13 protein-coding genes are annotated in these 13,043 nt (G+C 69.1%); 7 read left to right on the forward strand and 6 right to left on the reverse strand.

The window, feature by feature from the left end; genetic code table 11:
* The first annotated feature begins 33 nt into the window (after nt 1–33).
* From ACZ7OU_RS33355 to ACZ7OU_RS33380, 6 genes are all read left to right on the forward strand, one after another.
* Nucleotides 34–342, forward strand: a complete 309-nt coding sequence (locus ACZ7OU_RS33355) for a putative quinol monooxygenase (RefSeq protein WP_470258269.1) — start codon at nt 34–36, stop codon at nt 340–342.
* A gap of 82 nt (nt 343–424) precedes the next feature.
* Complete coding sequence (locus ACZ7OU_RS33360) at nt 425–1,666, forward strand: ATP-grasp domain-containing protein (RefSeq protein ID WP_470244415.1); 1,242 nt, start codon at nt 425–427, stop codon at nt 1,664–1,666.
* Between the two features lie 13 nt (nt 1,667–1,679).
* Nucleotides 1,680–3,662 (forward strand): hypothetical protein, encoded by a 1,983-nt coding sequence (locus ACZ7OU_RS33365; RefSeq protein ID WP_470258270.1) that lies wholly within the window; start codon nt 1,680–1,682, stop codon nt 3,660–3,662.
* 38 nt (nt 3,663–3,700) lie between these two features.
* Nucleotides 3,701–4,294, forward strand: a complete 594-nt coding sequence (locus ACZ7OU_RS33370; protein ID WP_470258271.1) for a TIR domain-containing protein — start codon at nt 3,701–3,703, stop codon at nt 4,292–4,294.
* Entirely contained in the window at nt 4,249–4,719 is a 471-nt protein-coding gene (locus ACZ7OU_RS33375) for a hypothetical protein (RefSeq protein WP_470258272.1), read from the forward strand. Before ACZ7OU_RS33370 ends, ACZ7OU_RS33375 begins: the two co-directional genes overlap by 46 nt.
* A 46-nt stretch (nt 4,720–4,765) precedes the next feature.
* Nucleotides 4,766–5,569 (forward strand): SAM-dependent methyltransferase, encoded by an 804-nt coding sequence (locus tag ACZ7OU_RS33380; protein WP_470244417.1) that lies wholly within the window; start codon nt 4,766–4,768, stop codon nt 5,567–5,569.
* Here ACZ7OU_RS33380 and ACZ7OU_RS33385 read toward each other — a convergent pair.
* The 3 genes from ACZ7OU_RS33385 to ACZ7OU_RS33395 all read right to left on the reverse strand — a co-directional run bounded on the left by ACZ7OU_RS33385 (nt 5,559) and on the right by ACZ7OU_RS33395 (nt 7,643).
* Nucleotides 5,559–5,912 (reverse strand): ClpX C4-type zinc finger protein, encoded by a 354-nt coding sequence (locus ACZ7OU_RS33385; RefSeq protein ID WP_470258273.1) that lies wholly within the window; start codon nt 5,910–5,912, stop codon nt 5,559–5,561. The genes ACZ7OU_RS33380 and ACZ7OU_RS33385 overlap by 11 nt on opposite strands.
* A gap of 25 nt (nt 5,913–5,937) precedes the next feature.
* Complete coding sequence (locus ACZ7OU_RS33390; protein WP_470259022.1) at nt 5,938–6,327, reverse strand: hypothetical protein; 390 nt, start codon at nt 6,325–6,327, stop codon at nt 5,938–5,940.
* An 83-nt stretch (nt 6,328–6,410) separates the two neighbouring features.
* Nucleotides 6,411–7,643 carry a GDSL-type esterase/lipase family protein gene (locus tag ACZ7OU_RS33395; protein ID WP_470258274.1) on the reverse strand — a complete coding sequence of 411 codons (1,233 nt, stop codon included), beginning with the start codon at nt 7,641–7,643 and terminating at the stop codon, nt 6,411–6,413.
* 89 nt (nt 7,644–7,732) lie between these two features.
* Here ACZ7OU_RS33395 and ACZ7OU_RS33400 point away from each other — a divergent pair, with 89 nt between their 5' ends.
* Entirely contained in the window at nt 7,733–8,008 is a 276-nt protein-coding gene (locus tag ACZ7OU_RS33400; protein WP_470244420.1) for a hypothetical protein, read from the forward strand.
* On the opposite strand, the gene ACZ7OU_RS33405 is transcribed toward ACZ7OU_RS33400, so the two are convergent.
* From ACZ7OU_RS33405 to ACZ7OU_RS33415, 3 genes are all read right to left on the reverse strand, one after another.
* On the reverse strand, nt 8,005–8,847 hold the full coding sequence (locus ACZ7OU_RS33405; RefSeq protein ID WP_470244421.1) for a lysozyme: 843 nt from the start codon (nt 8,845–8,847) through the stop codon (nt 8,005–8,007). The two genes, ACZ7OU_RS33400 and ACZ7OU_RS33405, sit on opposite strands and share 4 nt — an antisense overlap.
* A 92-nt stretch (nt 8,848–8,939) precedes the next feature.
* Entirely contained in the window at nt 8,940–10,382 is a 1,443-nt protein-coding gene (locus ACZ7OU_RS33410) for a radical SAM protein (RefSeq protein WP_470258275.1), read from the reverse strand.
* On the reverse strand, nt 10,382–12,961 hold the full coding sequence (locus ACZ7OU_RS33415; RefSeq protein WP_470258276.1) for a glycosyltransferase: 2,580 nt from the start codon (nt 12,959–12,961) through the stop codon (nt 10,382–10,384). The genes ACZ7OU_RS33410 and ACZ7OU_RS33415 overlap by 1 nt, the downstream gene beginning before the upstream one ends.
* Between the last annotated feature and the right edge of the window lie 82 nt (nt 12,962–13,043).

The raw sequence follows: 13,043 nt of genomic DNA on the forward strand, positions 1-13,043 counted from the left end.
ATCTGGGGTCCGCTCGGACGCCGAAGGAGAGAGATGTTCGCACTTGTCGTCCGGTTCGAGCTGCACGACGAGGCGCGAGCCGCCGAGTTCGATCTTCTCGTCGAACGGACCGGAGGGGGCATCGCCGACCACGAACCCGGGACTCTCGTCTACGTCACCCACCGCGTCGCCGATGCTCCTCTCGCTCGCGTCTTCTACGAGGTCTACCGGGACCGCGATGCCTTCGACGAGCACGAGCGCCAGCCGCACACCCGGCACTTCCTCGCCGAACGGGACAAGTACGTGAAGTCCACGCGCGTCGAGTTCGTGACACCCGTCACCACCACCGGGCTGCCCGGCTGACTTCTCGATCGGCGGACCCCCGGAACCTGCCGGTACGGTCGGGGCACGAGACAAAACGTCCGCCGAACCGGAGGAATCGTTCATGCCGCAGCCCGAACCGGCCGCGAAGAATCCTGACAAGGGGCATCTTGCCCTGCTCGGCTGGAGCCTCAATGCCGTCGAGGCCCTCGATCGCTTCGACCGTCGCTATCTCGTAGTAGCGCCGGAGTGGGCCGAGGAATACTGCGTCGAGCACGACATCCCTTACGTGCCTTGGAACTTCGAGCGGCTCAACGACCGGTCGATGGAGATCGCCGAGATCCTCAAGGACAGAGGCGTCGACGTCGCCATCCCGCTGTTCGAAGAGACCGTCGAATGGGCCGGCGCCATCAACTCCGTGCTGCTCGACAACCCCCGCCTCTTCGGTCAGGCCATGCTGTTGCGGGACAAGGCTTTGATGAAACGGCGCGCGCAGCTCGGCGGGATCCGGGTCGGGATCTTCGAAGAGGCGCACGACCGGGACGACGTGATCCGCTTCCTCAAGCGCGTCAACCAGACGCTGCTCAAGCTGGACGGCGATCCCAACGACCCCATCCACCTCAAGGCGTTCGACAAGGCCGGCTGCCTCGGGCACCGCGTCATCCGCACGCCCGACGAGATCGACACGATCCCGGACGACGAGTTCCCCGTGCTCATGGAGTCCCATTTGGACGGCTGGGAGTTCGCCGTCGAAGCGTGGATCCACCAGGGGAAGATCAAGTTCCTCAACATCTCCGAATACGTCACCCTCGGGTACTCGGTGTTCGTGCCCGCGACGTCGGAGCTGGAGAAGTACCGGCCGCAGATCACCGCGCAGATCGAGAAGCTCATCAAGACCTTCGACATCGAGTTCGGCTTCGTGCACCCGGAGTACTTCGTCACCAGCGACGGCGAGATGTACTTCGGCGAGGTCGCCTACCGGCCGCCGGGGTTCAAGGTCTTCGAGCTGCTCGAGCGGGCCTACGGCTTCAACGCCTACCAGGGCCTCGCGCTGGCCTTCGACCCCAAAACGACCGAGGAGGAGATCGACGCCTTCTTCCCGCGCGAGGTCGTCGACGCGGCCGGTGTCGCGGGCTGCTTCGGCGTCTACCCGCGCCGGCGGGTCGTCAGCGAACTGCGGATCCCCGAGCAAACCCAGGACGACGACTACTACGAGTCGCACGACCTCTCGGCCCCGCTTGAAGAGACGGTCACCAAGCGGACCGCGTTCGGCACCCACTGGGGCCTGCTGTACTTCTTCGGCGACGACGCCTACCGGATGCGGGATCTACTGAAGGAACAGGAAGACTACGACTTCTACGTCTGATGTGGACCGAAACTTGGGGAACCTCGTGACGCTGGACAAGCGCATGGCCGCGCTCGACGACGCCGTCCGGGCGATGGCCGAGACCCGTGACTTCGGCAAGCACACGAAACTGCGGCGCGTCCTGGAGGCGCTGCGGCGGGTCCTGCTGCTGCCGGGCGGTCCCGCGGCGATCCAGGCCAGGGCGCAGGCCATCGAGGAGGCCGGCCTGTTCCTGGGCACGGACTGGGCCACGCCGGAGATCCTCGTGCCGTCGCTGGTCGGGCCGGGGCTGCGCAGCGACAACGCGGACACCGTCGTGATCGAGGCGACCAGCGAGCTGCGGATGCTCGCGGTCGCCCGCGGCGACTTCCCGCACCCGACGCTGTCGGCCGACGACGCCCGCCAGTTCCTGTCGCAGGTCCTCGCGATGAACCTGGAGCTGCTGTTCACGCCGCCCACCGAGGCGGAGCGGGTCCGGCAGGGCCGGACCGCGCAGCTGATCCGGGACCTGTTCCGGCACATCGCCGACGAGGTCGGCTACGACAGCGTCCTGGACGAGCTGGTCGACGAGATCTGGCGGATCCTGCGCCAGCGCCCGATCCAGGTCGACCAGGTGCAGTCGCTGATCACCCGGATCGCGGTCTACCGCGGCGATCCGGACGTCGCGCTGGGAGCGTCGTCCGGCCAGGGCCTCGACCGGCTCATCACCAGCCTGTTCGGCACCACCGAAGCGTGCCGGGAGGATCCCGGTGTCGACGTCTTCCGCTCGCGGCTGGAGGCGATGGACACCGTCGGCCTGCAGTACGAGGCCACCGGGTTCGCCCGGGCGATGCACGACACGGGCCTCGTGTCGCCGTACCACGCGGAGCTGCTGCGGTTCCTGCGCTACGAGAGCGACTACCTGCTCGGCGAGGCACTCGGCCTGTCCGACACCGGCCGGAACTGCCTGCTGCGCTACCGCGACCTCGTGCACCGGCTGATCGAGGTGGCGGTGCACCCGCAGACCGCGCAGTGCATCTACGGGCTCGCACTGCTGCTCGACCGCGGCATCCTCTACGAGCCGCCGGTGGTGCCCGCGCTGTGGCGCCAGCTGGCGCTGGAACTCGCGCCGGCCGCGCGCGAACGGCTGACGACGGTGTTCGGCGACCAGCCGGGACCGGCGGCGCGGCTCGTCGCCGGGGTGCTGTCGATGCTGGGCCTGCCGCTCGGTGTCGGGCAGGGCGACAACCCGACGTGCCAGTCGGCGCGCGCGTTGTCGATGTGGGCGTACAACGACCCGGACTACCTGCTGCAGATCGTCGCCTGGGCCGCCCGCGACGACGAGGTCATCATGCACTTCGAGGGGCAGCCGATCTCGTCGAAGGACGCCGTCGCCGGGCTGGCGGCCACGCCGCCGGCGGACCTGGATCCCGTGTCGCTGCTCGTGGTGCCGCACCTGGACCGGATCTACGCCGAGATGGGACGCCGCTGCGCCGACCGGCCCGGGGACCCGCACCGGTGGGTCAACCCGGAGTTCCACGGCTGGTGGACCGCCCGCGGCTTCCGGATCAACGTCGACGTCGCCACCGGGCAGCTGATCGACCTCGACGACTTCTACCGGTACTTCCACGCGAGCTACCACCCGTCCTACAACGGCGGGCAGCCGCTGATCCACCCGCAGCCGGCCGGGGTCGCGGTCACCGACAGCGCGGCGCGTTACGTCGGCTGGCACGCGATCACGATCCTGCGGGCCGCCCCGGACCCCCACGACGTCATGCGGGTGTACTTCTTCAACCCCAACAACGACAGCGGCCAGGACTGGGGCGACGGCGTCGTCGTCTCCACCGCGGGGAACGGCGAGCGGTTCGGTGAGGCTTCGCTGCCTTTCGACCAGTTCGCTTCGCGGCTTTACATCTTCCACGTCGATCCGCTTGAGCGCGGGTTGCCGGAGAAGGTGCCGGCTGAGGACGTTACGCGGATTGTCGGGTACGTCGAGCGCAGCTGGGGGGCCGACCGGCTTACGGCCGAAAGCCGCTAAGGTGGGTGCGCCGAAGGGGACTCGCGGGGTGACCACGCATGACGGACATCGAGACTTACGACTACGACATCGCCGTGTCGTTCGCCGGCGAGGATCGGAAGCTTGTCAAGGACGTGGTGAACGGCCTCAAACAGCATGACGTAAAGGTCTTCTTCGACGAAGACAGCACTGCTGAGATGTGGGGAGAAAACCTCGTCGACTTCCTTCAGTCGATCTACAGCCGTCACGCGCGTTATGCCGTTCTCTTCATCTCGAGCCACTACGTCGCCAAGAAGTGGACGACCTACGAACGGAAAGCAGCGCAGGACCGCGCCTTCCAGCAGGCCGCTTCCTACATTCTTCCGGTGCGCATCGACGATTCGGAGCTGCCAGGACTCCTGTCCACCGTCGGTTACGTCGACGCCGGGTTCTCCGGCGCCCCCGGCATCGGGCGCCCCGGACGCCGGAAGCCATCGCTGTCGTCCTCGGCGAACGGCCTCCTGGCTGGGAGTTCCTCCTGTACGGCGGGCTCCTCCACCGAGGAATCGCCGACCTCGAAGACAGGTACCGGGACCACCTCATCGAATACGCGCCGCACAACGGGCAGGTGGTCCTCGAGGACGACGGGCTGTCGTGGCTGGGGAGCAAGCTGACCTCGGTCAGCACGATCGCCGCCAACCTCGAGCGCGTGTTGTCGGATGACGCGCAGACCGCGGCCTTCGGGAAGCCCGGTGAAGCGGGCGATCCGGAGCGGATCATCCACCTGGCGAACCGGCTGACCGCGATCTACGGCGAGTTGCTCGGCTGGGCCGCCGGGATCCGGGCGACCGGGTTCGAAAACGACTCGATACAGCACATCGCCACGGTCGAAGCGCGGCTCGCCGACTCGCCGATCCAGCGGCTCCACGGATTCGTCGAAGACTTCCTCCGGCAAATGGACGGACTCACCGGAAGCCTCCTCGCAGGCGAGGACGTGAACCTCACCTTCGACGTGAAGATCGAGATGGACGCCGCGAAGCTGGACGACTACTACCGCGCCCTCCGGGCTCACGCCGCCAAGCTGTCCGGCAACTCGTAACGAGCATTCCCGCTAAGGTAGGCCCAGCCGATTCGAGGGGGATGCGATGACCGATCAGGAGGGCGCGGACTGGATCCCGCCCGATGCCGACCTTTCGCGGCCCAGTGCCGCTCGGATCTACGACTACCTGCTCGGTGGGGCTCACAACCTCGCCGCCGATCGGGCTGTTGCGGCGAAACTCGAGGCCATTCAGCCGCAGGTTGCCAGTGTTGCCCGGCGGAACCGGGCCTTCCTGCGGCGCGTTGTGCGGTTCATGCTCGACCAAGGCATCCGGCAGTTCCTCGACCTCGGGTCCGGGATTCCGACCGTCGGCAACGTGCACGAGGTCGCCCAGGCTGTCGATCCGCGGGCGAAGGTCGTCTACGTCGACTATGAACCCGTTGCCGTCGCGCACAGTCTCATGCTGCTCAAGGACAATCCGAACGCCGAGGCCTTCGAGGCCGATGCCACCGATACCGACGCCGTTCTCGGCTCCGAGTCCGTGCGGAAGCTGCTTGATCTCAGCCAGCCCGTCGGGCTGCTGGCCATCACCCTCGGGCACTACCTGCCGGACGTGCGGGGTGTCTTCGGGACCTATCGCGACGCGCTCGCGTCCGGCAGCCACCTCGCGCTCACCCACCTCACCAACGACTACGCCGTCCTGCGCGATCCCAAGATCGCCGAGACCATGCGGTCGACGCAGGACCACATCTACCCGCGCTCGCGGGCCGAGGTGCTGGCCCTGTTCGACGGCTTCGAGCTCGTCGAACCCGGGCTCACCACGTCCGCGAACTGGCGGCCGGACCGGCTCGCCGCCGTCGTCGATCCCGAAGAGGACGGCCTCTACGCGGGTGTCGGCGTCAAGCCGTAGCCGAACCGAAGCGCTCCCACGCCGACTGGCGGGTCATCCCCAGCGCCTCGCCGATCTGCGCCCACGTGCCGCCCAGGGTGCGCGCCTTGCCGACCCACGCGGCCAGGTTCTGCTGCACCTGCGTGGTCGCCGCCGCGACCGGGCCGAGGTTGTGCAGCACCTGCTCGAGCGGCAGGTCGTGCTCCCACGGCGCGATCATCGGCGCGTCCGACGGCTTGCCGTCGATCACCGAGACGCACAGCTGGACGCACCCGTCGCAGATGAACACCCCCGGACCGCCGACGAGCGTGTCCACCTCCGTGTTCGGCTTCGCGCAGAACGAACACCTTGCGATGACAGCCATCCCGACCTCCTTGTCAGGAGTGACCTTACGCGTGTAAGGACGAGCCTGACAAGCTCAAGAACCCCGACGTCCACTCGGCGAGCTCCGTCATCCGCGCGGTCAGCTCCTCGATCTCGGCCCAGCGGCGGTGCTCACGTCCGAGGTCGGGCACCAGGAAGTCCTCGACCAGCTGCAGCAACGTGGCGATCTCGTAGGCGACGTCGGCGAGCTGCAGGAACGGCCGGTACTCGGCCTCGGCGCCGGTCCCGTTGCGCGTGGCCCAGTCGCGGGCGCCGTGCCCGGCGGTGCGGCACACCGCGACGACGGTGCGGCGCAGATCCCCGCGCCGGGACTCCGGCCGCCCTTCGGTCAGCGGGGCGACGTTCCAGGCCACGGACAGCAGGCAGCAGCCCGCGTCGTCCATCGAGTTGTTCATCACCGGACGTACTGTGGTGACCCCTGGGCACACTCCGGCCGTTCCGACTCGCGCGGTCACGCCATCGTGTGAAGAACCGGCCCCTATCGAGCGAGCGCCGGCACGGAGATGAAGTCCGCCAAGGCCTGCTGGCCCGCCACGTTCGCGTGGATTCCGTCGCCGTTGTCGTACGCCGGCAGGATGCTGTTCGGTTTCAGCGGATCTTTCAGCACCTGGTCGAAGTCGATGACGCCGGAACAGGCGCCGCCGCAGGTCGACCAGCGGGACACGAACAGCCCGATCTCGTGGCGCGCCAGGTTCGCCGCGTCGTTGTAGCCCGGGCGGGGCGTGCTCGGCGTGACGTACACGGCGATCCCGGCTTCTCGCAGCCGCTGGAAGACTTCGCGGTAGCTGGCCAGGATCGTCTCCGCGTCGCAGCCGTACGCCAGGTCGTTCGTCCCGTAGTAGTAGATCACCGACTTGACGCCGTGCAGCGCCAGAACGTCCCGGTCGAGGCGGCTCGCGGCGTCCAGGCCCGCGACCGACGGCGGCATTCCGGGGCACGACCGGGCACTGGTCGTGCCCGAGACGCCGGCGTTGGCCACGGCCAGCTGGGCCGAAGCCGGCGCCTCCGCGACGATCCGGCGCGCCAGGTCGTCGGTCCAGCGCCGGTCCGCGCCGAGCTGGGTGCAGCCGGGGCCGCAGTTGGTGCTGCCGATGCCGTCGACGACCGAGCTGCCGAACGGGACGACCGTGCCCTTCAGCGAAGGATTGTGCACGTCGACCGCGCTGACGACGTACGTCGAGCCGACCGTGGCGGTGAAAGCGGTGCCGGAGGCATCGGCCGCGTGGTCGCCCGAACCCTCCGCGGTCAGGTAGTTGTCCCGCAGCGCCGCGCCGTGGCGGCCGGGAGTGGCCGTGCCCGCCACGAACATGCTCACCGCGAGGTTCGTGTCGGGGCGCGTCACGAGCCGGGTTTCGTCGCTCCAGACGTCGCCGCCGACCGGGATCGTGACGGCGGACCGGCCGAAGAAGGTCAGGTCACGCACTCCCGAAACCGCTGCGCCGGAAGTGCTCAGCCCGGCGGTGGCGTGGTCGATGGTCAGCGGCCCGGTGCCGAAGGTGTTCTGGAGCCGGACGCGCACGCCGTCGCCGCCTTGGCTCAGGTGGGTGATCATGCGCAGCGACCGGCCGGACACGGGCGCGTCCGCGTGCCCGTCCTGGGACTGCGCCCACGTCGTGAACCAGGCGTGTCCCGCCCCGTCGGCGCCCGGCGCCGAGGCGACGACGACCGCGGAAATCGTGGCCAGTACGGCGATCCGATGGGCTGCTCGCATCCGATCGATGGTAGGGAGCAGATCACGAAACCGGCAAGCAGCTTGTCCGTTCTTGTCAGCGCCCCGGTTTCCGGGTTCGATCGGCGGACATGACGCTGCGAAGCCTGCCGAGACCGGGTCGAGGCGAGCCCCGGACCTTCGGCGAACCGTACGAGACAGCCGACGGCACGACCGTCATCACCGTGACGAACCCGCCCGGGGTGTTCGCGATCCGCGAGGGTCAGGTCAAGTTCGAGCCGGCGATCGACGCGACGCGCATCGCCCTGCTGGCCGTCGGCACCGGGCTGGTCGCGGCGACCCTCGGCACGCTCGCCGTGCTGCGCCGGCCGCCGTGGCCGGACCTGAAGGGCACCTGGCAGCGCTAAGCCGCCCCGCCGGCCAGCGCCACGACCCGGCCGAACGGGCCGTTGTAGTAGTTCTGGTCGCCCGGGAGACCGCCGCCGCGCGCGAACTGCCAGATGCTCTGCTTGTCCCAGCCCGCCGGGAGCTCCCCGACCTCCGGGCCGTACCGCGCGAGCCACAGCGGGTTCGTGTTCCCGAACCCGGACGCGTTGCCCGTGCACTGCTTCCACCACGTCGTGCTGGTGTAGATCAGGGCGCTGCGCTTGACCTTCGCCAGGTACGTCCGGGTGAAGTCGGCGATCCACGCCGTCATGTCGGCCGGGTTCTTGCCGTAGCAGACGTCGCCGTACGGGTTGTATTCGATGTCCAGCGCGCCCGGGAGCGTCTTGCCGTCGGACCGCCAGCCGCCGCCGTGGGCGATGAAGTACTCCGCCTGCTGCGCGCCGCCCGAGATGTCGGGGCGGGCGAAGTGGTACGCGCCGCGGATCAGCCCGGCCGCGTGCGCGCCGTCGTACTGCTGGCTGTACTGCGGGTTGACGAACCCGGTGCCCTCGGTCGCCTTGACGTAGGTGAACTTCGCGCCGCCGGTCGTCGCCGCGGACCAGTCGACGGCGCCCTGGTGCCCGCTGACGTCGTGGCCGAGCGTCTGGTCGGTCGTGTCGGCTCGCGCGGATCCGGGCACCACGCCTTCGTGCAGCGCGATCTGCGTGCCAGCGTAGTTCGTGTCGGCGAGGGAGTAGTCGGCTTCGGTGGCTTCAACGGGGGCGGCGACGACCACCGAAGCGAGCGCGGCCAAGGCGCCCGCTGCGGCGAGCCGCGGCCGCCACCGCTGTTCGTCGTGTCCGGCAACGGTTCGGCTCATCGGGGCTCCGATCTCGACACTGGTCACGTCCGGAGCCCATGCTGCCTGGCCTGATCGCTCCCCGCGAGCGATGTGTCACTCGATGTGGTGATCTATAGCTCGGTGGTGATGATCGCTTCGACCAGCACCTCCCCCGCCCGGGTGAGTTCGACGACGCCGGGACGCAGCTCGACGAGCCCCCGCTCGGCCAGCGAGCGGAACTTCCCCAGCCACGGTTCCGCGAACAGCGAACGCCCCGGGAACCGCGCCGCGTGCAGGGAATCCCGCACCGGCTGCAACGTCGTCAGCGCCATCTTCACCGCCCGCGCCTCCTGCGCCTCGGGCGTGAACCGCGTCGCCGAACCCAGCGGGATGCGCCCGTCCGTCACGGTTTCGATGTAGCGCCGGGAGTTGACGTCGGTGATCGCCTCGGACGCGCGGCAGCTCGACGAACCGCCCAGGCCGATCGCCACCTCGGCCTCCTGCTTGTCCTGGTCGACCATGATGGCCTTCCACTTCTCGGGCCCGAGGCCGGCGCGCGCGAAGTACATCGTCGGGTGTTCGGTGTAGCCCGCGGCCCGCAGGCCGTCGGTGAGCAGCTCCCGCATCTGGTACTGCTCGCCGAGCGTCGGCCAGCGGTGGCCGTCGCGCACCAGCTTGTCCCGATAGGACGGCAGCTGCCACGCCGCCGGCTTCTCGCCGGTGACGCCGGTGCGCGTGTCGCTGTAGGACGCCAGGTGCAGCTTCGTGCAGACCACGGCCGTGACTTCGTTGTCCAGCACGACGTCGAGGTCGCGGCGGACGCTGTCCAGGGTCTGGTCGAGCAGCCCGTACATCAGGTCGATGCTGACCCACTCGAAGCCCAGCCGCTGGGCGTTGCGGACGAAGTCGACGCACATTTCAGCGCTGTGCTCACGGCCGCACAGCTCCAGGACGTGGTCGTCGAACGACTGGACACCGCTGGACAGCTTGGTGCAGCCCAAGTCCCGCAGGAGCTCGAGCTTGGCCGGGGTGAACGTGCTCGGGTCGCCCTCGAACCGGATCGTCGTGTCGGCCGTGAAGCCGAACTCCGACCGGTAGAACTCCAGCAACCGGCGGATCTCCGGCTCCGGCAGCAGCGACGGCGTGCCGCCGAAGACGTTGAACTCCCCCACTTCGGCGCCGGCCAGGTGGGGCACGGCGTCGAGCCACAGCCGGGCTTCGGCGATGTTGAGGTCGACCCAGTGCTTCGCCTTTTCGTACTGCACCTCGGGCTTCCCCTTGACCAGCACCACCGGGTACTGGCAGAACCGGCAGCGGTAGGCACACGTCGGGATGTACGACCAGAGATGAATGGGACGCGAAGAAGCCAGCTGCGCGTCCAGGTCGCGCAGGAAGTCCGCCGGCGAACCAGGGACGTTGCCCGGGAACACGTGCGCCCCGAACGGGTCCTCCTGCACGAAGTCCAGGAGGTGCCGATTCTCCGGTGCCTCGAGGACGTCGAGCACGGCGGGCCGCGGCCACGCCGGGTCGAGCGTGTGCAGCGAGCCGATCGCCTCTTCGTAGGCGAGAGTCATCAGAACACCCCTCCGTTGCCGAAGTAGTTGTGAGCCTCTCCGGATTCCCGGTCCTCGCAGTAGTAGTGGACGAACTCCGCGAACCGGTCCGCCGGGATCTCCGCCAGGCACGGCGGCAGTGGCGGCGGGAAGCCGATGTCCTCGCCGACGTGCCGGCGCAGGCAGGCGAACAGCTCGTCCGCGAACTCGAAGTACAGCCGGTACGACGGCGTCTTGTACGCGTGGATCGGCGTGAAGTCGACGACGCGCATCTCCACGCGGATCTCGGCGATCCGCCGCGCGAGCCGGGACGCCAGATCGGCGCCGAAGAACGCGATGACGGCGTCGTCCTCCAGGAGCGCAGGCGTCAGCAGCACCGGCAGGATCGTGTTCTTCGGCGTGAAGTCCTTGATCGAGAACTCCCACGCCTGCAGCGCCTCGGCTTCGGTCAGGTCGCCGGGAACCGCCGGCACCGACGGCCGGATGTCGCGCATGACGATGATGCCGTCGGAGCCGTAGGCCCGGCCGGCGATCACCTCGTCGATGGCGTGGTCGACGCGGCGCGGGTTGATCTCGACGCGCGAGCGCGGCGCGTAGGTGATCGCGTCGCCGCCGCTCGCGACCTTGATCCCGAAGTCCCAGTCGTCGGAGAGGTGGCTGACGAACTTCCCGTCCCGCAGCTGGTAGAAGATCTCGATGCCGCCGGCGCGCTCGTAGGCGTCGCGCTCGACGGCGAAGCCCTTGCCGTCCGGGAAGCCGCCGAACAGCGAGAACGTGACGGCGCGGCACCGCAGGGTCCGCTGGATCGCGTCCCACAGCCTCGGGCGCCCGACGAAGTGCGAAGCGTTGTAGTAGTAGTCGCAGACGCCGATGGCCGCCTTGGTCGTCTCCATCGCGTCCAGGAGCTCGCTCAGCCAGTGCGGGTCGACGCGGCAGTCCGCGTCGGCCGACACGAGGTAGAACCGCTCCCCCGGGTCGGTGTCCGGCCGGTTGCGGCTGCGCGCCGCGGCGAAGTCCATGCCCGCCCGCCGCGCGCACGACACGCCCTGCTCGGGCTCGTGGATGACGTGCAGCGCGAGATCGGGCTGCGCCGCCGCGAAAGCGTGCGCCACGGCCACGGTGTCGTCGGTCGAGTTGTTGTCGACCAGCACGACCTCGTACCGGCCTTTGTCCAGGGGCGCGTCGCCGTCACGCTGGTCGTGCAGCGTCCGCAGGACCTCCGACAGGTTCGCGGCCTCGTTGAAGACGGGCAGCACGACGGAGAGCCGCGTGCCGGCCGCCATCGGTGGCGGGTAGAGCCGGTCGACGAGGTCGTCGACGACCCGCGTCCCGAAGTGCGCCTGCCCGAGTTCGGAGTTCGCCCGCACCACGTCCGCCCGTTTCCCTTCGTCGGTGATCAGCTCGGCCACTTCGCGCGCGAACGCCGCGTCCGGCAGGTCGCGGGCCCGGATGTCCAGCACCGGAGCCCGGAAACCCTTGCGGCCGTAGACGACGTCGTACAGCTCGTAGCCGCTGGTGATGTACGGCGTCCCGGAGGCGATCGCCTCGCTCACCGGGTTGCCGTAACTCTCGTAGTCATAGGAGGTCAAGAAGGACACGATCGTCGCGTGCGCGAGGAGGTCGCGCACCGAGTACCGGCCGGGCACGGCGGTGTCGTACGGCGTCAGCCAGCCGCCGAACACGACGCGGTCGCGGACGCCGAGCACCCCGGCCAGTGCGACCAGCCGGTCGTGCTCCGCGGGCGCCTCGGCGACGTCCCCGGCGACGAACAGCCACGCGTCCGGCAGCAGGGTGAGCAGGTGCAGGTCCCGGTCGATGCGCTTCTGCGGGATGATCCGCGTGATCCGGGCGAGCAGCGGGACGTCGCCGGGAATGCCGTGGTCACGGCGGAAACCCGCGTTGCGCTCGTGGACCCCCGCCGGCGCGATGGCGAACGCGTTGGGCAGGACGTCGATGTTCCGCAGGCCGGGAACCCACTCCAGGGTTTTCGTCAACGCCTGCTCGTGCAGCGCGAAGTAGTGGATGTGCGGGGAGTTCCGCGGCGCGGGGACGCCAGGGTACGGGAAGTGGCCGTACTTGGCGATGCCGGGTTCGCTCTGCCACATCAGGTCGTGGTCGCGCCAGAACACGAACCGGCCCAGGCGATGGCGGGTGCCGTAGCGGTCGATCGCGCGGTAGAGCGCTTCGGTGTAGACGAGGTTCTCCGGCAGCGTGCCGTTCTCGACCATCACCATCGTGACGCCGAGCCGTTCCCAGGTGGCCACGATCTTCTCGGCCAGCTCACCGGCGATCCGATCGATCTCCGGACGCGACGTCTCGTCGCCGTGCTGGACGACTTCGCGCAGGACCCGCTCGACGAACTCCCGGTCGTAGCCGCGAATCCCGTCGACGCCTTCGACGCGGTCGAGCGTGACCCACCCGGGCAGCAGCCCGGCTTCGTCGCGGTAGGGCCGGAAGAACGCGCCCTTGTCGGCCTTGATGTCGTAGCCGAGGTCGAGGTGGACGCGGTGCCCGGCGAACCGGCGCGCCGTCTTGAGGAACTCGACCACGACGCCGGAAAGCGGAGTGGCGTCGAAGGACACGCCCCAGAGGACTGACATCGATGTCGGACTCCCGTCTCGGCTTCGCCGTCGTTCCCAGCCTAAGCGGCCGGAGTCCGGGCGGCCGTGTGAGCGCACGGTT

Source organism: Amycolatopsis sp. NPDC114505 (assembly GCF_055633615.1).

Excerpts from the sequence above, each read along its gene's own strand:
- ACZ7OU_RS33355 (WP_470258269.1), top strand. The coding sequence starts at position 34 with ATGTTCGCACTTGTCGTCCGGTTCGAGCTGCACGACGAGGCGCGAGCC.
- ACZ7OU_RS33360 (WP_470244415.1), top strand. The coding sequence starts at position 425 with ATGCCGCAGCCCGAACCGGCCGCGAAGAATCCTGACAAGGGGCATCTT.
- ACZ7OU_RS33370 (WP_470258271.1), top strand. The coding sequence starts at position 3,701 with ATGACGGACATCGAGACTTACGACTACGACATCGCCGTGTCGTTCGCC.
- ACZ7OU_RS33380 (WP_470244417.1), top strand. The coding sequence starts at position 4,766 with ATGACCGATCAGGAGGGCGCGGACTGGATCCCGCCCGATGCCGACCTT.
- ACZ7OU_RS33385 (WP_470258273.1), bottom strand. The coding sequence starts at position 5,912 with ATGGCTGTCATCGCAAGGTGTTCGTTCTGCGCGAAGCCGAACACGGAG.
- ACZ7OU_RS33390 (WP_470259022.1), bottom strand. The coding sequence starts at position 6,327 with ATGAACAACTCGATGGACGACGCGGGCTGCTGCCTGCTGTCCGTGGCC.
- ACZ7OU_RS33395 (WP_470258274.1), bottom strand. The coding sequence starts at position 7,643 with ATGCGAGCAGCCCATCGGATCGCCGTACTGGCCACGATTTCCGCGGTC.
- ACZ7OU_RS33400 (WP_470244420.1), top strand. The coding sequence starts at position 7,733 with ATGACGCTGCGAAGCCTGCCGAGACCGGGTCGAGGCGAGCCCCGGACC.
- ACZ7OU_RS33405 (WP_470244421.1), bottom strand. The coding sequence starts at position 8,847 with ATGAGCCGAACCGTTGCCGGACACGACGAACAGCGGTGGCGGCCGCGG.
- ACZ7OU_RS33410 (WP_470258275.1), bottom strand. The coding sequence starts at position 10,382 with ATGACTCTCGCCTACGAAGAGGCGATCGGCTCGCTGCACACGCTCGAC.
- ACZ7OU_RS33415 (WP_470258276.1), bottom strand. The coding sequence starts at position 12,961 with ATGTCAGTCCTCTGGGGCGTGTCCTTCGACGCCACTCCGCTTTCCGGC.